We start from the raw sequence: 22,308 nt of genomic DNA on the forward strand, positions 1-22,308 counted from the left end.
GCCCAACGCATGGCCATCGCAATCCTTGCGACAGTGGCGATGGCAGCCGCCGCCTCGCCGGGACAGCAGGCCGGCGCCATTCATCACGGCCCCGCACCAAGTGACGCCACCATCGATGTGCTCCAACAGGCGGAACAGCTGGCGAAAGGCGCAATGGCGGTCGGCAGCCCGGCAAGCCAACCCACCGAACCCGACGGCGTACCGTCAGCGCCACTACCAACCTCCGCGAGGCTGTATGTGTTCGTGTCGTTTTCCATGCCCCCGGCGTCGCTACGCCAGCTTGCCAGCCAGGCGGCGAAGGCCGGCGTACCGCTCGTCCTGCGCGGCATGGTGGAGGAATCGCTGTCGGCGACGGCGCGCCGGACGGCGCAACTGATCGAGACGGCGCCAGGCGCCAGCGTGGAAATCGATCCCGGCCCCTTCCGGCGCTTCGGCATCACGCGCGTCCCGGCCTACCTGATCGCAGCACCGGCGCCGGCTTGCAAGAACGCGTGCGTGCCCGAGGATGCCGGACCGGTCATCGTCGGCGACGTGACGCTGTACTATGCCCTGGAACGGCTGGCGCAGGGAGCATCGGCGCCCCTGGCCCAGTATTACCTGGACCGGCTGAGGAGAAAACCGTGAGCGTCCTGCCCGTAGCGTTGACGCTCTGCTGCCTGTCCGTTCCCGCAACAGGACAAACCACGCAAGGCGAAGCATTCAACCAAGGTAAGGCCTACCGCGATGAAAACGGTCATGCCGTTGGCGCCATCCGGACCGACACCGCGGCTGCCGTGCCTGGGCGCGACGCCACCAGCGAGGGAACGTTGCAGGACCTGTACGGGACCCCGCTGCCGCAGGCCGGGGAAGCGAAAGTTGCCGACTGCGCGACACAGGCGCCGGTCAGCGACGCTTACGCCAACCAGGGATGCGCCACGATCAACTATCTCCACCGCAATCCGGAGCAGCGCCCGCGCACCACCGTCGACCGGTCGGAACCTGCCATTGCCACCGGCGCGACCGTGCGCAGCGCGCCCAGGGCGTTCACAGGGGACCAGCCGGGCCTGAGCGGCACCTACACAGCCTGCGTCGACCGCACGACCCGCACGCCGTTGCAGCACCAGACCGAACGCTGCCTGGTTGGCCATGCCGTCACGCAGGGCAGCTGCCATCGCCGCCTGATGCTGACCTATACCTGGCAGGGCTACGCCAGCCAGCCGGGCGCGGAACTCGCATACGCCCGCTGCAAAGGCGGCACCGTACGGGGCGACAAGCTATCTCTTCCCGTCACCACCAGCTACCGCGAACGGCAGGTATCGTGCGCCGACCAGGGGCACGGCACCGGCACCGAACGCCTGATTCTTCACACCGACTGTCTCGGTGCCGAGCGAGCCCATGGCTACGACGCCAGGCAGTGCAGTGCACCACCCGATCCAGGCTACGCCGATCCACCACGCACGATCGCGCAGTGCACAGCGATGCCCCGCACCGCGGAACACTGCTTCAAGCCGTCCGGCGACTACACGGGCACCGCCGACGTCCCGGTCTTCGAGGATCACTGGGACGATTCCGACTGCGGTGCATTCGATGCCGCGCGCGGTGCCATCACCAACTGACCACGAACCACCGCTTTGCGACAGGAGGCCAGCCATGCGGCTGTCGATTGCTTTTTGGATGCTGATGGCAACGGCCAGCGCAGCCGCCGATGCCAACAACCGTACGAACACCGCCACCGGTTTTCAGCGCGTGTGCGCGGAAACCCAGACCCAGTGTACGGATGGACCGCGCGTGCAGGAGATCGACGGCATGCGGATTACCCGCAGTTGCTGGCAACGCACCACGCAGTACGGGTGCGTCGAACCCAACGCCAGCGATACCTGCCAGGCGCCACGCGAGCGCGGCTGCCGTGAAGTCGGCGCGCAGTGCCAGGAATATGCCACGGTAGACGGCACGACGCTGTGCATGACCGAGCAGCGCGAACACGTTTGCCCGACGGGCGGCGGAGAGACCTCGACCGTGACCGACTGCGCCGGCCAGCAGTACTGCATCGACGGCAACTGCTTCGACACCGGCACGGCGCCGGACGGTGACTTCAAGAAAGCCGTCAGCGCGCTGGAGATGGCACGGGAGGCTGGTGTGTACCTCGACCAGGACAACCTGCGCATCTTTCGCGGCGAGGACCGGCGCTGCGCCAAGACCGTTGCGCGCAACTGCTGCAAGAGCGCCCGCAGCAATGTCGATAAGTTGTCGAACCGCGCTGTGCAGGGCGGCAGCCCGCATACCTACGACGTACTGTCCGGCTCTGGCGTACCGTCCACGCTGGCGGCCGGCATCGATCCACTGGGCTACGCGCTGGAGGCGTCACGCGACACCGTCGCCGAGATGCTCCAGTGCGACAAAGAGGAAGTGCTAACGGCACTACGGCGCCGCAAAGGTCTCTGCCACCACGTAGGCGAGTACTGTTCGAAAAAAATCCGGCTAGGCCTGGCCAGCATCTGCATCGAACATAAGGAAACCCACTGCTGCTTCAACAGCAAGATCGCGCGGCTGATTGCCGAGGCCGCCCGCGAGCAGTTACCGGGCCTCGACTGGGGCACGCCAAAGGCGCCAGCCTGCCAGGGTATCTCGGTGGAACAGTTCCAGCAGCTGGACCTGTCCCGCATCGATTTCCGCGAGATTTACGACGACATCCGCCCGGCCACCGCTTCTGCCGACGCCGGGCAGCGATACCACTACCCGCGCTCCTACTTCGACCTTCGCCAGGACAAGCCATGAAACGCTATTTGCTGTTACTGCTCGGTGCACTGTGCGGCATTGTCAGCGCCGAGGAACGTTCCACGTATTGGTCACGCTCGACTTGGGACGATCCCGAGCGCGGCTTCCTGTGGTACGCCACACCCCGCCAGCCGGTAGCGCCACCCGAGACGTTACGCCCCATGACCGAGATGAGCAACAAGGAGCTGGGTGAAGCGATCGAACGCCTGCTCAACATCGCCGTCGAACAGCAGACCCCTGAGACCGTCCGCAGCTACCTGCTTGCCCAGCAATACGCCATGAACAGGGCAAGTCGCTTCTCCGACGTGTTCCGGCGCACCGTCTGGGCCTCGCCGGAACTGGACTACAGCCTGCGCGGCCGGCCCGCCAACGCCCTGGCCGTGGCGGCCTACGATGCGCAGCGGGTGCAGGCGCGCAACGGCACCTCCGCCGCGCTGGCCGCTACTCACGGCCTGTTCTTCTTTTTCAAGGGCGACTGCAGCTATTGCCATCAGCTGGCGCCGGTACTGAACATGTACCAGCGCGCTTACGGCGTCGAGGTGTTCCCGGTCTCGCTGGACGGCGGCACACTGCCCGAATTCCCCAATGCCCGGCGCGACAACGGCTCCGCCCGGAAACTGCAGGTCAACGCCGTGCCCGCCCTGTTCCTGGCTGACAAACGCAGTGGAGCCATCCAGCCGATCGGCTATGGCCTGATGTCGCTGGAGGATATCGTCACCCGCGTGCATACGCTGACGCGGACCCAACCTGGCGAGGAGTACTGACATGCGCCGTATTCCCGCCCCTCACGCAATAGCGATGGCCCTCGTCGTCGCCCTGCCCGCCCATGCCGGCGACGGCGGCATGCAGCAGCTGTTCGACGACATCGGCGCCTATGGCAATGCCACCGGCCCGGGCGCCTACCGCGCCCAGGGCGTCAACATCCTGTCGGGCGGTAGCCTGTTCATGCGCGTGCCGCAACGCAACCAGCCGATCGCGCAGATGCAGCTGCCCAGCCTGCGCCTGGGCTGTGGCGGCATCGACCTGTACGCCGGATCGTTCTCGTTCATCTCCAAGGACGCGCTGGTCAGCTTGATGAAAAACATCGGTTCCAGCGCCGTCGCGTATGCCTTCAAACTTGCCCTGGACTCGATCTCGCCGCAGATCAACAAGACGCTGACGGAACTGCAGCAGGTCGCGCAGGACATGAACGCCATGAACATCAATTCCTGCGAAGCCAGCGAGGCGCTGGCCCGCGGCATGACGGGCGACTGGCAGCGCACCGCGCAGTACTTCGCCAAGGTCGCCGGTCCCGTGACCGGCATGTTCAGCGACCACAGCGAAGCGCGCGCCGCCACCCAGGCCGACAACGCCAAGGTCAACCAGGTGGTCAATGCCGTCAGCGATCCGGCACAGAAAGCGTATCTCCAGCCGGGCAATGTCGGCTGGCGCGCCCTCGACAAGCTTGCCGGCCTGGACGTGGACGACCGCCAGTTACTGATGTCGCTATCCGGTACCGTCGTCATCCCGCGCGAGCAGCCTGCCGACGTCGCTCCCGCCTACTATCCGCCGAAAGCGATCACGGTACAGCAATTCATCCGCGGCAACCAGGACGGCAAGCTGCCCGTCTACACGTGCACGGACGGTACGGGCGCAGACGCCTGCTTGCAGCTTGCCGACGGCGAGTTGGCGACCACCCCGTTCGCCAAAAAGGTGGGAGCCAAGCTGCAGGCGATCGCGGCGAAATTCCGCAACAACGAGCGGCTGACTAGCGACGAGATTTCGTTCATCAACGTCACGGCCCTGCCGGTTTACAAGGCCCTGGCCGTGTCGACCGCGCTGCCGAATGTCGGCCTCGACGCCGTCTGGATCGGCAAGTACGCCGACCTGATCGCGGCGGAGTACGCCTACCAGTACATCATCCTCGCCACCCAGCAGTTGCGCCACGCTTACTCGCAGGCCGCTGCCGCCGCCCCCGCCCCCGCGCAGGACGAACTGCGGCACATGATTGCCAGTGTCGACCGCGTGCGGACCGATGCGCGCGAAGAACTGCGCACCGCCTATGGCAAGGCCGAGTCGGCGATGCGGATCGCCGACGAAATCCTCTTCATGGAACGCACGCTGATGGCGAACCTACCCGCAAACCTGGCCGGCAACCTCCGCTTCGCCGCCGGAGGGCGCTGACATGGGCGACACCATCACCGTCCTCGCTTACTTCAACGCTGCGGAACGCGCCGACCTGTACAACGCAATCGCGGCGCTCACGGCCAGCGGCACGTTCAAGGACATGCTGCGCACCGTCACGATGGTGGCTTTTATCGCGATGCTGTTCGGGCTGGCATTCCGGCGCGACCAGGACCCCATGGAGTTCATCCGCTGGATCATCGTCGTCACGGCTTTCCAATCCCTGCTGGTCGTTCCCAAAGTGACAGTCTCAGTGGTGGACCGCACCGGCGGCGCAGCGCCGGTCGTGATCGACAACGTGCCCCTCGTGCTTGCCTACCTGAACTCACTCACATCGAGGGCGGGCGATGCGCTGACCCGTGGTGCGGAAACCGTCATGGCCCTGCCGGACGACCTGCTGTTCCAGAAGCGCGGGCTGATGTTCGGCGGCGCCGTCTTCGTCGACACACTGCAAGCGGCGCCGGTCTCGGCGACCTTCCGCGACGACCTGACACGCTTTGTCAACAACTGCACCTATTACGACATCTTGAGCGGCCGCATCAGCCCCGACACGCTGACCACCAGCGCGGACATCTGGAACACCATGGCCACGACGTCGAACGCACTGAACACCCCCATCACCGGTTCCGAGGCAGGCTCCATGCCCTGCAAGGATGCCTACGCGAATCTGAACGGCCGGTGGAAAGACGAAATCGCCAGCCTGGCCAGGGCGCGCGGCCGGATCCTGAACCCGGCCGCCATCGACAATACCGTTGCTGCGACGTTGCTGACATCGCAGATCGCCAGCAGCTACGCGGCACTCGCCGGCATGTCCGTCGATGCGGTCGCCGCGCTGCGCCAGAACATGGCGCTCAACGCCGTACGCGACTCGCAGATGATCGCCGCACAGCGGCTGGATTCCAGCAGCGCCGCCATCGTCGGTGCAACCCAGGCGCAGACGGAGATGACGGCCAACCTGCAATACATGGCCATGGCGCGAGTTGCCGAGCGGGCCACGCCGCGCATGCGCAACGTCATCGAGATCATCTGCGATTTCGTCTTCCCGATGGTCGTCTGCCTGCTGATCCTCGCCATCGACCAGATGGGCAAGATCCTCAAGACCTACGCCATGACACTGGCGTGGGTGCAGCTGATTCCACCACTGTATGCGGTGCTCAACTTCATTATGGTCCGGTCCGGAAAACCGACACTGGTCGGCATCGCCAGCAGCGCCGACGGAACGCCCGCCGTCAATCTGCAAAACATCGCCCAGTTGAGCCAGCAGGGTCTCTCCGACATGGCCATTGCCGGCTACATGAGCCTGTTCATCCCCGTCATCGCCTGGGGCCTGGTAAAGACCGGCGAAGTCGGCGGTGCCGCCCTCTTCAGCGCCATGAATGGCCCCGCCTTCGGGGCCGGCGGCAGCGCCGCCAGCGGCATGGCAACCGGCAATCTCAGCCAGGGCAACGTCAGCCTCGACACCACCAGCGCCAATACTGTCAATGCGCACCACTACGACGTTGCGCCATCCGTTGCATCCGGCTACATCCGCTCCAGCACGGCCGCCGGCACGGCGATCTCCGGCCCCGACGGCACCTTCCGCTACCAGGCCAACCAGAGCAGCCTGGGCTTCACCGCCAACTTCGGCCAGAAGATCGGCAACGCCCTGACCCAAGAAGCATCGAATCGTCAGGAAAAGGCAAAACGCGAGAGCACCACCGCGAGCGATCTTCGCAGTACGGCCCTCACGGAACGCATGGGCATCACCAAAGCGTATACCGACGAACACGGTACCAATAACACCGACGAAATTGCCAAGTCCAGCCGGGCGACGAAAACCCTCTCGCAACTGCAGCAGATTGCGGAGACCGTCAATGACAAGCTGGGACTTGCCAGCAGCTCTGACATTGGGAGAAAGATTGTCGGCACTCTGGCGACAGGCGCGTCCATCGACTTCAGCAAGATTCTTGGCGCCAAACTCGGGATCGACACTAGTAGACTGGATGAGGCCGGGAAGAGAAAGGCGTTGGAAGCGGTAACAGATTTCGCCAAGGCTCAATTACAGTCCCGAGGTATCACCATCGACGATGCACTGAGTGATGACTTCAGAAGAAGTGACGTGTTCCACTGGGGCGCGCAGCACCGGTCGGAATCGGTCAATGGTTCGGAAGCCTCCCTGGCGAAATCGCGTCAGCATGAGGCTGCTGCCGAGCAGGCGAAGTCCGAAGCCGAGACCCTGTCACGGCAGGCCAGTGTCGTCACCGATCACTGGGTGCATTCGTCGATGAACTACGAAGGGTATATCGCTTCCCGGCTGCAACAGGATGGGCGGCTTGGCCTGTTCAGCAGCCTGTACCAGACGCATCCCGAGAAGGCCGCGGAAGTCGCCGCAGGATATCTGGCCGAAACGAATTTCGACGTCCTGCCAACCCTGCCCCCGGTCACAACAGACATCAAACAACTGTCGACGTTCGCCGGCATAGCAGCGGCAACAGGTATGCACCAAGCCCGCACGACGCCTGCATCGGCGGAATCGATCGATCAACTCCACGAGCAGTATAAGGGCGAGATACGCCAGCGAGGGTACAAGGAGGTGAACGTGATCACCAACCCGCTCACCGCTCCCGTGTCAGACGCCCTAGAGAGCGTCCAGAAGCGCATGGAGCAGAACCAACAGCAACTAGGAGGCGAGATCCATGCAGGCAAGGCCCGCGTAAAGCCCTTACTGGACCGTAAGAATCTTGTTCCAAAAGGGGAAGCACCTGAACAGGCAGAGCCAGGATCCGTCGCCGAACACCAGGACAGGCTCCACAAGGAATTCTTCAAGCCCGGGCAGAAGAAATCAAAAGACGAGTGATCACGCTGCAACTGCTTACTTGTGCCAGTGATCGAAGATGCTGTTATAGACAGACCATCGGGGCGAGCTTGGATGCGAGAGTGGGCTGAATTCATGTCCTCTGGTTTCGCCGACACGCGATCGTGTCGCCCAGCCGCGAGCCCATTGGCCGAGCCAGCTATCCCGCACACGCGGCTCACGTTCGATCAGTTCCTTGGCCAGCAAGTCCGCCTGGTCAGTGCTCATTTTCGGTACGGTGTCCATAGCTACCTTCCACAAAGAAACTGGGACAACAGGTCTTGAAAAAAGTTCCCTTTACCTATCGAGATCAGCGCCACGAACGCGACCGGCACCTTGCTTCGGTCCCGTAGTAACATCGCTGCGTGGCGCCACGCCTTCCATGGCGCTGCTTTTCTGCTGTGCCTGCTGGATCAACCTGACAGCCCGCGGCATGGAATCAGTGTAGATCTTCAAGTCCTGGCGTGGGCGCGTGATCCCCACATAAAAAGAGCGTTCGCCCATCGCCTGGCCGCTCGCCTGGTTGATCAAGAAATGCGTGCTCGTTGCCGTACGCCCTTGCGCTGCGTGGACCGTCATCGCATACGCGTGATCCCAATGCGCGTGGGCCGGATTTTTCAGGTCGATCTGAATGCTGCGTCCACCCACACTGACCGTCATGCGTTCGCCTTCCAGGCCAGTCACTTTGCCCGGCGTCCCGTTGCGGATATCGAGCTCAGTGTTGTTGCGCGTAAAACGGATGTCGTCGCCCACCGCGACGGCGCGCGTTTCCTGTACATACGTCTCCACCTTCGCATGCCTGGCCGGATCCCAATCCATCGACCGGCCATCACGGGTTTCCAGGGTCACGCGTGCGCCGAGCGGACGTATCGCCTTCACGGTGGCATAGTCACCGCGCATTACGCCCAGCTCCCTGTACGCCCGATCGAAACGCACTGTCATGCCCGCTTCGTAGTATCCGGCCGACTGCTGCTTCGCCTGCGTCAAGTCCGACCGGACCAGTACCGCTGCAACATGCTCCTCACTCGCAATCGTCCCCTGGTTTTGCAGCTCTGTGCGGACCAGGCCGTTGATTGCCTGGCGGTCTGCATTGAGCGGCACGATCAGCAGGGTCCGTGTGCGTTGTTCCGGATTCATGGCAACGATGTCCCTCGCAATGGTCTCGAAGAGACGGACGCTGTCCTTCTCCACCACGATCCTGTCCTGCAAGATTCCCAGCGCCAGCACATTGTTGCGTTCTACTGCCGCCGCGACCGCATCGCGCAAGTCCTGAACCTGCTGACGGTTGATCTGTGTCATTTCAGCCTGCGCGATGTCGTGGCGCAGCAGCATCTCAAACGGTTTTCCGGACTCCACCGCATTAAGCTGCAGCCGGTCGCCCACCAAGACCAAACGCGCGTCCATCCGCTCGGCGGCGCGCATGAGTTCGGTCACTTCGCGCTGTCCGGCCAGTGACGCCTCATCCAGCACCCACAGCGCACGCCCTGACAGATTTGGTTGCGGCGCGTTTGGCAGCTTGACCGATAACGTGCGGATATCGTTGCCGGCGAGGTCAACGGCAGCCGTCAGTTCGACCGTACGAATGGTTGCGACCGCGCGCTGGTGAGTAGTCAACTCCATCAGGAAGGCAGCCGTGGTGCGGCTTTCGATGCCTGTCTCATCCTGCAGCGTCCGTGCCGCTTCGGCACTCGGCGCCATTCCCAGCACTTTGTAGCCTTGGTCGCTGGCCAGCTGGCGCACGAGATCGAGCATGGTGGTCTTGCCAACCCCGGCATAGCCTTGCAGGCCGATAAAGCGGTCCGCGCTTGTCAGCACCAGCTCGGCTGCTGCCGCTTGTCCAGAGGTGAGCGCGAAAGGCTGGCTGGATGCCGTTTCTTTCGCCGCCTCGTACCTCGTGATTGCCTGCTCCAGAATCCCAGAGCTGGCGATCGGCACCACAGCGCCCCTGCCCTGCTCCAGCAGAGCCAGCATAGCTTTCTCGCGCTCGAGTGCTTCGGCCGTCGTGATGTCTCGCGACGGGGTCAACAGGGCGCTGCCTGACGCAATCGCACTGTCGATCGCACGGTCGACAGAGGGAAGCGTCACCAGCGACCATGGCACTGTCTGACGTACATGCGACAGCGCTACCTCGATCAAGGTGGTGCGGGACATGACGCTTTCATGTTCGCCCACATGCGCCAGCGCAAACGCCACTGCCCCGCCAGCACTCTGCGCCGTGTACGATGGATCGACAGAGCTTCGCTCGAGAATGGTACGTTGCTGCTCCACCCGTTGAAAATCGATGCCGACCGTCTGCGCACGTTGCCGCCACGTTTCGCGCAGCGTCTCGCGGTCGAACGCCGGCTTTGACGGCCGCGTCCGCAACGCCGCATCCTCGCGCTGCGCGGCCGTTGCGGATTCCCGCGTCAGGCCAAATCCCTGCAGCCGTTCGTCGATCGCCCGCGTCCGCTGGCTGAAATGCTCGACTTGTTCGCGGCTGAATCCAGCAACTTCCCAGTTGCCCTTCGGACCCGGTTCGATGCGATACCCCAGCTGGCGAAGGTTGGCAGCCAGCTCCGTGTCGTAGATCGCGCCAAGCAGCTTCTGGTGCCGGTACAGCGCCGAGTTGTCGAACGACCGCCAGACGCCTTCCTTATCCATCGTCGCGTTGGCGATAACCAAGTGCGTATGGGTCTGTGGATCGAGCGCACGGCTGACCGTGTGCGCAAAGCGGGCGGCGACGATATTGTCGGTCTGTTCCAGCCGGGTCTGGCCTGCGACCGTGACCCGCGCGTAAGCCAGGTGCTTTTCGATGTAGTCGAGGACTGCATCGACCGCGGCCTCGTGCGCGGCCCGAACGTCGCTCCGGCCGTCGACCTCCGCCAGCAGGGACACCGATTTGGGCGCCGACAGCGTCACGTCATAGCCGGGACGATGTTCACGGAGCAGATCGCCTGTCTCGCTGTCGCGGCCGGTGATGCGTCCCAAGTCCTGGTCGCCCACGTGCCCCGCCAGGATGGCCTCGAATGTGTGAGGCTCGATCGGACCGCTGAGACCGAGAGCGGCAGCGCCCTCTCCCTGCCACATCGAGCGTTCAGTGCTTTCGTCCTGCGTGTAATAGTTATCCTCGGCGTAGTAGCCAGCCGCCGCGGAAACACTTTTCAGATTACTGGTCGAGATCATAGGCCACGATCCTTCGTTCGACGAAGGGCGGCGCGATGCGGAGATAGTCGCGGTACGCGAAGGCGATTTTCATCAGGTCGTTGCGGCCAGCAAGCCGCAGATAGCCATGGAACTGCGGCAGCCCCTGGATTTCCGCCGGCAGCACCAGGTTGCGCATCACGCGACGCGACGAGATGCTGACACCGTCGCGCGCGGGGTCCTTGCCGAAACTGACGTTCTCGCTTTTCTCCAACACTTCCTGCGCGCTCAGGTTCTTGGCGACCTGTTCCGCCGTCGCGAAGTCAGGCACCCGAAGCGTGAGCATGTTCTGGCAGGTCGAGATGATGGTCTGCGCGTCTTCAGGGCCGTACACCCGCTTCAGTTGCGCAAAATTCTGGTAGCCGAGGATGGAAGCGATGCCGTATTTCCTGCCGCGGGTTGCCACCTGGCTTAGGCACGGGATCTTGTCGAGGGCCGGCAGTTCGTCGATGACGTTCCAGATCAGCCGCGACACGTCGGGACCGAGCGTCATCACGGCACGCAGGGCAGCGTCCATCCACGCCGTGATCAGCGGCCGCATGGTGGTCAGCATGTCTTCCCGGCAGGAGAGAAACAGCCAGCTGTCCTGGTCGCGTGCCGCCACCCAGTCGCGAATGGAAAACTGCCGCTCCGCAGGTCCATCTTCCAGGAAGCGCAGTGACTTCGCCGCCCGGACCACGTTCATTCTCACGCCCAGCGCCGTGCGTGCCGCTTCGGGATCCATGTAGACGGATGCAGGCAACGCCTTCACCAGTTGCTGGATTTCCTCCAGCGCCATCACATTGATCGCATGCACCAGCGCGCGGTTGGTGTTTTTGCCGAGCTTGGCGAGCCGGCCCATCACGTCTTCGAGGACGATCTGCGCCCCGCTCTCCCAGAACGGTTCCTTGAGGTTCATGACGGGCACGAACCCTTCGGCCAGGTTGGCGTAGTCGTACGCGACACGCACCTCGTTCCACGGCTTCCACAATGGACTGCGCTGGTCGAAAGGATTCAGGACGATGTCGCGGCCCTCGCGATAGAACCGCTCGACGTACTCGCCGGTCGGATCGAACACGATGGCCTTCTGACGTTCCAAGCGGACACCCGCCAGTGCTCCGCTGATCGCGACAGACTTGCCCGAGCCAACGGTTCCCGTCACCATGGTGTTGAGCACTTCGCAGCCACGCTCCAGGGGCACGCCTCCGAACGCCACATGGCTAGCCACGCCGCGCTGCTGCAACTCGCGGACGACGGTAGCGGGCTCGATGAATTCAGCACCCCGCAAGACCTCGTCTTCCCCCGCGTGCCGACCATGCCGTCGCCAGTTGCGGTGCGTAAGCAGGACGATTAGCGAACTGGCCAACGCCGCGAATGTGCCGCACGCAAGCAGCTGCAGCCGGATCGTCGCCCATTCCGGCGCCGTCAGCTGCAGCACATCCCGTGCCGGAATCGCGTATCGCCGGACATCCCGCCCCTTCTCCAGCAGCACCTGGACACGCATGTCGGGGGCACCGGACGAGACGTGGTACATCGCCACCAGGCGGCAAGTCAAAAGCTCCTTGGATCGCGCACTCATGAACCAGTCAGCGGCGAAATACAACGTGCTGGCAAAGACAATCAGCCCCATTCCGGCGCCGAAACGGATGGCGGTAAAGTACAGACCGAACTCGTGGCGTACCAGCTCGGCTCCCCGAACCAGTTCCGCGCGTTTTCCCTGGCGAATGAAACCCATCGGTTCACCTGTCTGGCATGGTTTGCGATGAAGACGGGGAAGCGTCGAGGAGCCTGCGCAGTTCTTCCTCTGCACGCAGCGCTGCATCGCGCTGAACGACTGTCCAGGCCGGCTTACCGAGGTGCGCCTCCAGTGCAAAGCGCAAGAGCAGGATCTGGCGAAGCAGTTCCTCCATCGCCGCGGTACTGGCACTGGAACGCAGCCGGGTTACTGTCTGGTCAACGGTCTCGTCCAGGATGCCGCGCCGCAGCAGCTCAAGGACATAGTTCCCGACCGGCATGCGCCGTTCGGCCGCCTGCGCGCGCACCCACTTCCAGACGTCCGGCGGCACCTTCAACGGCAAGGGTAGTTTCGAGCTCATGCATTCAATATCATCGATACCGAATGCCCCAAATTGCGCGAGATCAGAACCTGGCGCGACTACCGGTCGCTGCCGCGCTGGGTAGACCTATAGCGAAGAAAATCCCTGAGTGATTGATCTACCGCAGGGCGAACATGCCACGCGTTGGTTCAGATCAGCTAGCCTGCATGTGAGAAGGGAACTCAAATCACTTACCAGCATCAGCGATACGCATCGCAATGCTTTGCAAGACTTTCCATCACTGGAGACAACAATGGAAACGTTCCAAGAGCGCCGGTCCGTGGCGCGAACGACCCATCTGACACTGATCCGCCTGAAGGAAGTGATCCGCATCTGCGGCTTGTCCCGCAGCAGTGTCTATGAGGCGATCAAGACAGGACAGTTTCCGCGCCCGGTCGCTATTGGCGGTCGCGCACGCGCCTGGATCAGGCATGAGGTTGAAAACTGGATGGGGCAAAAAATCCGGCAAACAAGAGGTGCATCTACCGCTGCGAAAGGGTCCGACAATAACGTGGCAATCAAATTACCCCAGTCGCGACCTCGCGGGTAGTTCAAGACCCTTATTCTCCAGCAAAAGCACACACCTCCCGGCTGCTGGATGACCGGGTTCGATGTGCCCCCCACCCTGACGCTAGTGCCCTGCTTTCACCCATCCTGAATTGTATGAAAGCCAGAAAGCAGGTCGAACATGAGCATGCACACCGTCGCCCTCTAGGTCAATCGATCCTGAGTCGACTGGTGGTTTCTAGGGAGAAGTGCTTGGCCAATGGCATGAGTGTTCCTGCGAACACGGCCATCGTCTATGTGCCCGGACCGTGCCACGTACGGCCGCTTCCGCCCCAAAGCTGACCTTGATAACCCTTGCAACGGCTTGCATTGGAACAGCCAACGCCAAACTTACTGCTGCCCATGCGTTTTTAGCCAATCGGCCCTGATCTCGGAACGTTCGGCTTCCCAGCCAGGCAGCAGGTCTGCGATCTCGTTTAGGGTGAGGTCTGCAACAAGCAACACGCCTAAGCTCACATGGTAGGGTTCAAGCGGATCGTCGTGATCGACGTTACCGCACAAGAATTGCCAGTCCTCGTCTTCTCTAACGACCAAAAGCGCGGGTCGTTCTCCTCGGAATAAGTGCCCGCAGCAGTAAACGCCCAGCCGTTGATCAGTAAACTTAAGATTTTCCATCCGGCGTACCTCATCTATTGTGCCGATCAATTTCGAACAGCGACCGTCTGCTTCTGGCTGAAAGCAGCTTATCGCGTTAAACCCGCGCAGGATACTGGGGCGCTCAGGCCAAGTAAACGATTTAGTCAGGCGCTTTTAGTCAAGCAGAAACTAGACCAGGCCTGCATCAACAACACGCGCTTCTCAAGCAGATCGCCACGTCGATAAGCGGCCTCTACTTTATCAGGCAGGCTGTGCGCCAAAGCGTGCTCGCATACTTCCCGCGAGAACATATTTCCCGCAGCTTCTGCGCACCAGTCCCGAAAAGTCGATCTGAACCCGTGCACGGTAATGTCGTGCCGACCCATACGTCGTAGGACTGCTGTCAGGCTCATATCGGATAACGGAACGCCTGCGTCCCGCCCAGTGAAGATGTGACCAGAACCCTGACTCATCGGAGCCAGCAGATTCATTGCGCCTGTCGACAGGGGCACCCTGTGCTCCTTCCGTGCCTTCATCCGTTCAGCGGGAACAATCCATAGATTCGCACCGAGATCAATCTCGCTCCAAGTCGCCCCGCGCACCTCGCCCGAGCGGCAAGCCGTCAAAATCGCGAACTCGACGGCACGTGCCGCGTTGCCCTCCCGCTGCCGAAGATCAGCCACGAACGCGGCGATATCGCGCCATGGGAGCGCGGGATGATTGCGCACGGGAGCAATCTTGGTCGGCATTGCCAATAGATTGTCGAGGTGCCCGCGCCAGCGAGCCGGATTGTCGCCGTCCCGGTACTGCTTCACGGTTGCCCAATCCAGGATGCTTTCGATGCGACCACGCAGTCGGGTAGCGGTCTCGGTCTTTGTCGCCCAGATCGGACTGAGCAACTCGACGATCAAATGCGTATCGACTGCCGCCACCGGAAGGTCACCGATGTGGGGGCTCGCGTAACGTGCCAGTGTGGATTCCCATTGAGCAGCATGCTTAGCGTTTTCCCACCCTGGGCGGTGTGCTGCAATATAGGCGGCGGCGCACTCGTCGAATGACAGCTGCCGTGCAATCTCACGCATGCGTGCAGCCCGTGCCTGCTGACGCTCGACCAGTGGATCAACGCCATTCTGCAGCTGAAGACGGCACGCTTGAGCCTGGACCCGAGCGGTGGCGAGATCGACGGTATGCACCGCCCCTAGCCCCATCTCGTGACGGCTACCGGCCCGGTCGTACCGAAACACCCAGCTTTTGGAGCCACTGCGGGAAACTTGCAGCCACAACCCGCCGCCATCGCCATAGTGGCCAGGCTTGTCAACATTGCGGACGACGAGTGCCGAGAGTTTTTTGAATCGCGCAACCATCTCACCCTCCTCTTATCGACATGCCACTTTGACCAACGGCGCATCGATCGGTTCCCAAGCCAGCTCATAAACAACCTGGCCTCTGAATTGCCAGCAGATGCATGAGCCTCCCGTAGCGTGTCCCGCCAAATGCTTGCGCCGCCCGACGGCAATGTACTCGCCTCGTGCGGTTGCCTGTGTGAGCTTGCAGAAGAAGGATACGCTGCCGTCTGGCGCCGAGACGCAGGCGGAGCAAAGCCATCAATAGAAGACCTGGGATAGCGGCTAACAACGGCGCCGACGCTATTGGTGGGACCACGCTGTAGGGAAAATACGAGCGCGGACTGCACTGCTGGGAGATTGCTCGAGGAAGCGATGATGATACCTGTGAGCCCGTAAATCGCCACCGTCATCAGCCATTCCTACCCACCTTTTTAGCTCCTGATCCTACCCACCTTTCTACCCACCTTTCATGCGTGGATAGTGGCGGATTCAGCAGGACGATGCTGGACAGTGGAATGCGCGTTTTTCCCTATGACAGACGAAAAAAAGCCCCACATTGTGGGGCTCTTCTTCAGAACGCTTGGCGGAGACGGTGGGATTCGAACCCACGATACGGGTATAAGCCATATGCTTCCTTAGCAGGGAAGTGCCTTCGGCCACTCGGCCACGTCTCCTAGATGATTACTCACCTATCATCTTTTCTGCAACATTTCTGCGTCAGATCAGATGCCCGCCATAGTAATTGCCGCGACCTGTTTGGTCAAGGAAATCGGCGGTTTTTTTCTGAAATATTCACTCTTTTTCGAGTTCAAAAGCCTTGTGCAGCGCGCGCACTGCCAGCTCCATGTATTTCTCGTCGATCAGCACGGAAATCTTGATCTCGGAGGTCGAGATCATCATGATGTTGATGCTTTCGTCGGCCAGCGTCCGGAACATCTGCGAGGCCACGCCCACGTGGCTGCGCATGCCCACGCCGACCACCGAGATCTTCGACACTTTCGCATCGCCGACCAGCGAGGCGAAGCCCAGCTCGCCCTTCTCGCCTTCCAGCACTTCCAGTGCCTTGTTGTAGTCGTTGCGGGAGACGGTGAACGTGAAGTCGGTCTTGCCTTCGACGGACTGGTTCTGGATGATCATGTCCACTTCGATATTGGCGTCGGCCACCGGGCCCAGGATGTGGTAAGCCACGCCCGGACGGTCGGGCACGCCCATCACGGTGATTTTGGCTTCATCGCGGTTGAAGGCGATGCCGGAGATGACTGCTTGTTCCATATTGTCTTCCTCAAACGAAATCAGGGTACCGGACTTGGCTTCCTCGGCCAGGTCCATCAGCGGGTCGGTCAGCGACGACAGCACGCGCGTCGGCACGCGGTAGTTGCCGGCGAATTCCACCGAACGCGTCTGCAGCACTTTCGAACCCAGCGATGCCATTTCCAGCATCTCTTCGAACGTGATGTTCTTCAGGCGGCGCGCTTCCGACACCACGCGCGGATCGGTCGTGTAGACGCCGTCCACGTCGGTGTAGATCAGGCATTCGTCCGCCTTCAGCGCGGCGGCGATCGCCACGGCGGAAGTGTCCGAACCGCCGCGGCCCAGCGTGGCGATGTTGCTGTTCTCGTCGACGCCCTGGAAGCCCGTGATGATCACGATCTTGTTCTGGTCCAGGTCGGCGCGCACGCGCTTGTCGTCGATCGACTGGATGCGCGCCTTGGTGAACGCGGAGTCGGTCTTGATGCCGACCTGCCAGCCGGCGTAGGACACGGCAGCCTTGCCGATCGCCTGCAGGGCCATCGACAGCAGGCCAACCGATACCTGTTCGCCGGTGGAGGCGATCATGTCCAGTTCGCGCGGGTCGGGCGGATTCTGGATTTCCTTGGCCAGCGCGATCAGGCGGTTGGTCTCGCCGGACATTGCCGACGGCACCACCACCACCTGGTGTCCCGCATCGTGCCATTTGGCGACACGGCGCGCGACGTTCTTGATACGGTCCGTCGAACCCATCGACGTCCCGCCGTATTTATGAACGATTAAAGCCATTGCGTTTTTCAATCGGTTGAAGTAAGGGAGCCCTTTACTCTACCTGCTGCAATGCAAAACGACAAGTCAAAAAAGTAATGAAGTCATACACTTAGGGCATAAGCTCATAAGAATCCCCGCGGGTGACCAAACTTTATTCGGCCACCCAACGTAGTGCTATGCGGAAATTCGCATCCGCGGCAACATAATGGCAATCCATGCCGATGCCTGCCGCAAACAACAGTCGGCCCGGGACGCCGACTACCGGGAGCCGGGAGCGCTGCCAGGCTGGAGTGCCGACGGTCTGGTGGTGCTGCTTCAGGCCGCGCGTGGGGCGGTTCGGCGCCAGCTTGAGGCGCTCGCCACCGCGGCGGAACGAGATCGTCAGCAGTTGCCCGCGCAGCCAGTCGGCCGGAAGGCCCTCCCCTGCCGCGTCGAAATGCAGCGTGCCGCCGTAATCGGGGAACGCGATCGACGCTTCGCCGGCCCAGCGGAAATGCTGGACGGGCCGTTCGTCGTACTCGTCTTCCTCGGCGCCGGCCAGCTCTTTAGGCTTCGGCACCAGGTAAACGCGGCCGCGATGGCGGCGCACTTCGCAGTCGGGGTGCGTGACGAGCAGCTCGGCCCCTTCGCGGGCCTCCAGCAGTTGCGCGATCATCTCCGCCAGCCAGGCCGCAGAAGGGATGCGGATGCCGCGCACGCCGAACCAGTGGCGCAGCAAGTTGTTGCGGCGGTCTTCACCCAGCGTGCGCAGGTGGTCGACGGCAACGCTGTCGTCGGCCAGGCCGGCCTGCAGGTCCTGCTCGGCCAGTTCCGTCAACAGGCGCTGGGCCGAGCGCGCGTGCGCGGCGCTGCGGGCGAAGCGCTCCTGGTAGCCGGGGAATGCGGCCGCCAGCGCCGGCATCACCGTGTGGCGCAGCGCATTGCGGGCGTAGCGGGTATCGGCGTTCGACTCGTCGTCGATGTGGGCGATGCCGTGCGCGTCGCGGTAGGCCTCCAGCTGGGCGCGCGAAGCTGCCAGCAATGGACGGGCCAGCACGATATCGCCGGTGCCCAGCAGGCCGGGCGCCGTGTTGAAGGCATCCATGCCGGACAGGCCCGCCGGGCCCGACCCGCGCGCCAGTTGCAGCAGGATGGTTTCGGCCTGGTCGTCGAGGTGGTGGGCCGTCAGCAGCAGCGGCACGCCATGCTCGCGGCACAGCTCGCCCATTGCCTGGTAGCGCGCCTGGCGGGCCGAGGCCTCGGTGCCGGACTTGCGGTCAGCCAGCGTCACCCGGCGCGACGCGAAGACGATGCCGAGCTTGTCGCATTCGGCGGCGCAGTGGGCTTCCCACGCATCGGCGTTCGGGCTCAGGCCGTGGTGGATGTGGAAGGCAAACAGCGGCGCATCGCCGGCTGTGGCATGCGCCAGGTGCAGCAGCACCGAGGAGTCGAGGCCGCCGCTGCAGGCGATGGCGATCGGCTGGCCTGCCTGGCGCGGCAGCGCGGCGAACGCCGAGGAAAAGACGGTTGCGAGGTCGGATTGGCGCGAGTTCATGTCGAAGAAAATAAATGGGGACGGACCCTGTTTTTCAGGAAATTTCCTGGAAAACAGGGTCCGTCCCCGATTTTGAAGCAGGTACTCGTCGTGGATTATTCCGGCGACGTGGTTTCCTTGAACTTGCCGTAGCTCAGCAGCTTCTGGTGGCGCTGGTCGAGCAGGTCCTTCGTCTTGACGCCCTGGAACTGGCGCAGCGAGTCGGCCAGTGCGCGCTTCAGCAGGCGGGCCATTTCCTTCGGATCGCGGTGGGCGCCGCCCAGCGGCTCGGAAACGATCTTGTCGACCAGGCCCATCGCCTTCAGGCGGTGCGCGGTCAGGCCCAGCGCCTCGGCCGCTTCGGACGCGCGCTCGGCCGTCTTCCACAGGATCGATGCGCAGCCTTCCGGCGAAATCACCGAGTAGGTAGCGTATTGCAGCATCAGCACGGAGTCGCCGACGGCGATCGCCAGCGCGCCGCCGGAGCCGCCTTCGCCGATGATCGTGGCGATCAGCGGCACTTTCAGTTCGGCCATCACGTACAGGTTATGGCCGATCGCTTCGGACTGGCCGCGCTCTTCGGCATCGATGCCGGGGAAGGCGCCGGGCGTGTCGACGAAGGTGAAGATCGGCAGGTTGAATTTCTCGGCCACTTTCATCAGGCGCATGGCCTTGCGGTAACCTTCCGGCTTGGGCATGCCGAAGTTGCGCAGTGCGCGTTCCTTCGTGTCGCGGCCCTTCTGGTGGCCGATCACCATGCAGGGCTGGCCGTTGAAGCGGGCCAGGCCGCCGACGATCGACTGGTCGTCGGCATACGTGCGGTCGCCGTGCAGTTCGTGGAAGTCGGTGAAGATCTCGTTCACGTAATCCATCGTATACGGCCGCTGCGGGTGGCGGGCGATCTGCGACACCTGCCATGGCGTCAGCTTGGCGTAGATGTCCTTCGTCAGTTGCTGGCTTTTCTTGGCCAGGCGGTCGATTTCTTCCGAAATGTCGACGGCCGAATCGTCCTGCACGAAACGCAGCTCTTCAATCTTGGTATCGAGCTCCGCGATGGGCTGTTCAAAATTGAGGAAAGTAGTTTTGGTCATTGGTCCTCCGAGAGTATGAACCCAGGGCGCGCTCGCGCAGGCGGAGCGGGCGAGGCTTCAAAAATTTTTGGCTATTCTACCGGAACAGGATCGAGGCTACGCCATAAATACCAGGTAGCAACGGTGCGATACGGTTCCCAATTGGCGGCCACTTCGCGCGCGTCGCTGCGCGAAACGGGCTCGCCGGAAAAATAGTTGTGGCTGATGCCGGCGATTAAACGCGGGTCGTCCAGCGGCAGCACGTTCGGCCGCAGCAGGTTAAAGATCAGGAACATTTCCGCTGTCCAGCGCGTGATGCCGCGGATCTGGACCAGCTCCGCAATGACGGCCTCGTCCTCCATCTGGTGCCACTCGCCGGCATGCACTTTCTTTGCCTTGAAGTTGTCGGCCAGGTCGAGAATGTATTCCGTCTTGCGCTTGGAAAGACCGCATGCGGCCAGTTCTTCCGCCCCGGCCTTGATGATCAGCGCCGGGGTGAACTTCGGGATCGCCACCAGCAGCTTTTGCCACGCCGCGTTGGCGGCCTTGGGCGTCACCTGCTGGTTGACGATCGAACGCGCCAGGGTGGTGAACGGGTCGTCGTGCCCCACCAGGTGCAGGTCGCCGAACTGGGGGATGAGCTTGTTCATGATGCGGTCGCGCCGCATCAGCTCGGCCTTGGCCTCCTCCCAGTATGGCGGCAAGGCCACCTGGCGGCCCGTGCCGCCCGATTTTTCCCTGGACTGGAGAACCATTATGCGCGGCGCCAGTTTGTCGTGCCGTCGGGCTTGTCTTCAAGAACGACACCGGCCGCCAGCAGGTCGGCGCGGATCTTGTCCGCCTGCGCGAAGTCGCGCGCTTTCTTGGCCGCGGCGCGCGCCGCGATGGCTTCCTCGATCGACGCTTCGCCGAACGCATCCGCCACGCCGGCCTGCAGGAATTCCTGCGGGCTGCGTTGCAGCAGGCCCAGTACGCCGGCCAGGCCTTGCAGCTGGCGCACCGCTTCCGGCGACTTCGACCGGTTCACTTCCGAGGCCAGCTCGAACAGCACGGCAACGGCGATCGGTGTATTGAAATCGTCGTCCATCGCTTCGGCGAACCGTTTCGCATGGGCTTCGTTCCAGTCCAGTTCGGCGCCATCGCCCGCCGCGCCATCCAGCGCCGTATACAGGCGGGTCAGCGCGCCGCGCGCATCCTCGATATGCTGGTCCGAGTAGTTCAGCGGGCTGCGGTAGTGGGCGCGCAGGATGAAGAAGCGCACCACTTCGGCGTCGAACTTCTTCAGCACGTCGCGGATCGTGAAGAAGTTGCCAAGCGACTTCGACATCTTCTCGTTATCGACGCGCACGAAGCCGTTGTGGATCCAGTAGTTCGCCAGCGGCTTGCCGAAGGCGCCTTCCGATTGGGCGATCTCGTTTTCGTGGTGCGGGAACTGCAGGTCCTGGCCGCCGCCATGGATGTCGAACTGTTCGCCGAGCAGCGCGCACGACATCGCCGAGCACTCGATGTGCCAGCCCGGCCGCCCGCTGCCCCACTTCGACTCCCACTTCACTTCGGCCGGTTCGCTTTCCTTCGATGCCTTCCACAGCACGAAGTCGAGCGGGTCGCGCTTGCCGGTGTTGACGTCCACGCGCTCGCCGGCGCGCAGGTCGTCGAGCGATTTGCCGGACAGCTTGCCGTAGCCGTCGAAGCCGCGCACGGCATAGTTCACGTCGCCGTCCTCGGCGCGGTAGGCCAGGCCCTTCGCCTCGAGCTGTTCGATGATCGACAGCATCTGCGGCACGTATTGCGTGGCATGCGGCACGTCGGTCGGCGGCAGGATGCCGAGCGCCTCGGTGTCCTCGTCCATGTAGCGTTCGAAGCGCGAGGTCAGCGCGTGGATCGACTCGTTGTTGTCGACCGCGCGGCGGATGATCTTGTCCTCGATGTCGGTGACGTTGCGCACGTATTGCACGTCGTAGCCCGATGCCTTCAGCCAGCGGTAGATCACGTCGAAGGCCATCATCATGCGCGCATGACCCACGTGGCAGTAGTCGTAGACCGTCATGCCGCAGACATACATGCGGACCTTGCCCGCTTCCATCGGAGTGAACGTCTGCTTGTCGCGCGCCAGCGTGTTATAGATCTTTAAGTTGCTCATCGGACTCTTGTTTTCTTCGGCGCCCAGCCCCAACGCACAAAGAGAAAACCGGGCGCTGGCGTTGCTTGCCGC

At 62.7% G+C, this 22,308-nt stretch carries 17 protein-coding genes and 1 tRNA gene; 7 read left to right on the forward strand and 11 right to left on the reverse strand.

Going from position 1 to position 22,308, the window contains the following annotated elements:
* Positions 1–9 precede the first annotated feature (9 nt).
* From trbC to FHS02_RS12480, 6 genes are read left to right on the forward strand one after another with little or no spacing between them, the layout of a single operon-like run.
* A complete protein-coding gene (trbC, locus tag FHS02_RS12455; RefSeq protein ID WP_175424642.1) occupies positions 10–624 on the forward strand; it encodes a type-F conjugative transfer system pilin assembly protein TrbC in 615 nt (204 codons plus the stop codon).
* Positions 621–1,595: a hypothetical protein gene (locus FHS02_RS12460; RefSeq protein WP_175424641.1), complete on the forward strand. Its 975-nt coding sequence runs from the start codon at positions 621–623 to the stop codon at positions 1,593–1,595. Before trbC ends, FHS02_RS12460 begins: the two co-directional genes overlap by 4 nt.
* Positions 1,596–1,629: 34 nt before the next feature.
* Positions 1,630–2,754 carry a conjugal transfer protein TraN gene (locus FHS02_RS12465; protein WP_175424640.1) on the forward strand — a complete coding sequence of 375 codons (1,125 nt, stop codon included), beginning with the start codon at positions 1,630–1,632 and terminating at the stop codon, positions 2,752–2,754.
* Positions 2,751–3,518, forward strand: coding sequence for a conjugal transfer protein TraF (gene traF, locus FHS02_RS12470; RefSeq protein ID WP_137311952.1), 768 nt, complete (start codon positions 2,751–2,753; stop codon positions 3,516–3,518). Before FHS02_RS12465 ends, traF begins: the two co-directional genes overlap by 4 nt.
* Before the next feature lies 1 nt (position 3,519).
* Complete coding sequence (locus tag FHS02_RS12475; protein ID WP_137311951.1) at positions 3,520–4,917, forward strand: conjugal transfer protein TraH; 1,398 nt, start codon at positions 3,520–3,522, stop codon at positions 4,915–4,917.
* Between the two features lies 1 nt (position 4,918).
* Entirely contained in the window at positions 4,919–7,753 is a 2,835-nt protein-coding gene (locus FHS02_RS12480; RefSeq protein ID WP_137311950.1) for a conjugal transfer protein TraG N-terminal domain-containing protein, read from the forward strand.
* A 294-nt stretch (positions 7,754–8,047) separates the two neighbouring features.
* Here the strand turns inward: FHS02_RS12480 and mobF are convergent, their stop codons facing one another.
* From mobF to FHS02_RS12495, 3 genes are read right to left on the reverse strand one after another with little or no spacing between them, the layout of a single operon-like run.
* Positions 8,048–10,912: a MobF family relaxase gene (gene mobF, locus FHS02_RS12485; RefSeq protein ID WP_137311949.1), complete on the reverse strand. Its 2,865-nt coding sequence runs from the start codon at positions 10,910–10,912 to the stop codon at positions 8,048–8,050.
* Positions 10,896–12,644 (reverse strand): type IV secretion system DNA-binding domain-containing protein, encoded by a 1,749-nt coding sequence (locus FHS02_RS12490; protein WP_137311948.1) that lies wholly within the window; start codon positions 12,642–12,644, stop codon positions 10,896–10,898. Before FHS02_RS12490 ends, mobF begins: the two co-directional genes overlap by 17 nt.
* Positions 12,645–12,648: 4 nt before the next feature.
* Entirely contained in the window at positions 12,649–13,005 is a 357-nt protein-coding gene (locus tag FHS02_RS12495) for a hypothetical protein (RefSeq protein ID WP_137311947.1), read from the reverse strand.
* A 253-nt stretch (positions 13,006–13,258) separates the two neighbouring features.
* Between FHS02_RS12495 and FHS02_RS12500 the strand changes: the two genes are divergently transcribed.
* Positions 13,259–13,555 (forward strand): helix-turn-helix transcriptional regulator, encoded by a 297-nt coding sequence (locus FHS02_RS12500; RefSeq protein ID WP_137311946.1) that lies wholly within the window; start codon positions 13,259–13,261, stop codon positions 13,553–13,555.
* 347 nt (positions 13,556–13,902) lie between these two features.
* Here the strand turns inward: FHS02_RS12500 and FHS02_RS12505 are convergent, their stop codons facing one another.
* The 8 genes from FHS02_RS12505 to cysS form a co-directional block, all read right to left on the reverse strand.
* Positions 13,903–14,187: a hypothetical protein gene (locus FHS02_RS12505; protein WP_137311945.1), complete on the reverse strand. Its 285-nt coding sequence runs from the start codon at positions 14,185–14,187 to the stop codon at positions 13,903–13,905.
* Positions 14,188–14,312: 125 nt separating this feature from the next.
* Positions 14,313–15,512, reverse strand: a complete 1,200-nt coding sequence (locus tag FHS02_RS12510; protein WP_137311944.1) for a tyrosine-type recombinase/integrase — start codon at positions 15,510–15,512, stop codon at positions 14,313–14,315.
* A gap of 563 nt (positions 15,513–16,075) precedes the next feature.
* Positions 16,076–16,168, reverse strand: a tRNA-Ser gene (locus FHS02_RS12515).
* A 118-nt stretch (positions 16,169–16,286) separates the two neighbouring features.
* A complete protein-coding gene (locus tag FHS02_RS12520) occupies positions 16,287–17,531 on the reverse strand; it encodes an aspartate kinase (RefSeq protein WP_137311943.1) in 1,245 nt (414 codons plus the stop codon).
* A 133-nt stretch (positions 17,532–17,664) separates the two neighbouring features.
* Positions 17,665–19,047, reverse strand: coding sequence for a tRNA lysidine(34) synthetase TilS (tilS, locus tag FHS02_RS12525; RefSeq protein WP_137311942.1), 1,383 nt, complete (start codon positions 19,045–19,047; stop codon positions 17,665–17,667).
* Positions 19,048–19,142: 95 nt separating this feature from the next.
* On the reverse strand, positions 19,143–20,117 hold the full coding sequence (locus FHS02_RS12530) for an acetyl-CoA carboxylase carboxyltransferase subunit alpha (protein WP_137311941.1): 975 nt from the start codon (positions 20,115–20,117) through the stop codon (positions 19,143–19,145).
* Positions 20,118–20,188: 71 nt separating this feature from the next.
* Positions 20,189–20,851, reverse strand: coding sequence for a DNA-3-methyladenine glycosylase family protein (locus tag FHS02_RS12535; protein ID WP_137311940.1), 663 nt, complete (start codon positions 20,849–20,851; stop codon positions 20,189–20,191).
* Positions 20,851–22,236, reverse strand: a complete 1,386-nt coding sequence (cysS, locus tag FHS02_RS12540) for a cysteine--tRNA ligase (RefSeq protein ID WP_137311939.1) — start codon at positions 22,234–22,236, stop codon at positions 20,851–20,853. The genes FHS02_RS12535 and cysS overlap by 1 nt, the downstream gene beginning before the upstream one ends.
* Between the last annotated feature and the right edge of the window lie 72 nt (positions 22,237–22,308).

Origin of the sequence: Pseudoduganella umbonata, from assembly GCF_014192225.1 — a bacterium.
Classification (GTDB): Bacteria; Pseudomonadota; Gammaproteobacteria; order Burkholderiales; family Burkholderiaceae_D; genus Rugamonas; species Rugamonas umbonata.

Excerpts from the sequence above, each read along its gene's own strand:
- FHS02_RS12530 (WP_137311941.1), bottom strand. The coding sequence starts at position 20,117 with ATGACCAAAACTACTTTCCTCAATTTTGAACAGCCCATCGCGGAGCTC.
- trbC (WP_175424642.1), top strand. The coding sequence starts at position 10 with ATGGCCATCGCAATCCTTGCGACAGTGGCGATGGCAGCCGCCGCCTCG.
- mobF (WP_137311949.1), bottom strand. The coding sequence starts at position 10,912 with ATGATCTCGACCAGTAATCTGAAAAGTGTTTCCGCGGCGGCTGGCTAC.
- FHS02_RS12475 (WP_137311951.1), top strand. The coding sequence starts at position 3,520 with ATGCGCCGTATTCCCGCCCCTCACGCAATAGCGATGGCCCTCGTCGTC.
- FHS02_RS12520 (WP_137311943.1), bottom strand. The coding sequence starts at position 17,531 with ATGGCTTTAATCGTTCATAAATACGGCGGGACGTCGATGGGTTCGACG.
- FHS02_RS12490 (WP_137311948.1), bottom strand. The coding sequence starts at position 12,644 with ATGGGTTTCATTCGCCAGGGAAAACGCGCGGAACTGGTTCGGGGAGCC.
- FHS02_RS12510 (WP_137311944.1), bottom strand. The coding sequence starts at position 15,512 with ATGGTTGCGCGATTCAAAAAACTCTCGGCACTCGTCGTCCGCAATGTT.
- FHS02_RS12505 (WP_137311945.1), bottom strand. The coding sequence starts at position 14,187 with ATGGAAAATCTTAAGTTTACTGATCAACGGCTGGGCGTTTACTGCTGC.
- FHS02_RS12495 (WP_137311947.1), bottom strand. The coding sequence starts at position 13,005 with ATGAGCTCGAAACTACCCTTGCCGTTGAAGGTGCCGCCGGACGTCTGG.
- tilS (WP_137311942.1), bottom strand. The coding sequence starts at position 19,047 with ATGAACTCGCGCCAATCCGACCTCGCAACCGTCTTTTCCTCGGCGTTC.
- FHS02_RS12535 (WP_137311940.1), bottom strand. The coding sequence starts at position 20,851 with ATGGTTCTCCAGTCCAGGGAAAAATCGGGCGGCACGGGCCGCCAGGTG.
- FHS02_RS12500 (WP_137311946.1), top strand. The coding sequence starts at position 13,259 with ATGGAAACGTTCCAAGAGCGCCGGTCCGTGGCGCGAACGACCCATCTG.
- traF (WP_137311952.1), top strand. The coding sequence starts at position 2,751 with ATGAAACGCTATTTGCTGTTACTGCTCGGTGCACTGTGCGGCATTGTC.
- FHS02_RS12480 (WP_137311950.1), top strand. The coding sequence starts at position 4,919 with ATGGGCGACACCATCACCGTCCTCGCTTACTTCAACGCTGCGGAACGC.
- FHS02_RS12465 (WP_175424640.1), top strand. The coding sequence starts at position 1,630 with ATGCGGCTGTCGATTGCTTTTTGGATGCTGATGGCAACGGCCAGCGCA.
- cysS (WP_137311939.1), bottom strand. The coding sequence starts at position 22,236 with ATGAGCAACTTAAAGATCTATAACACGCTGGCGCGCGACAAGCAGACG.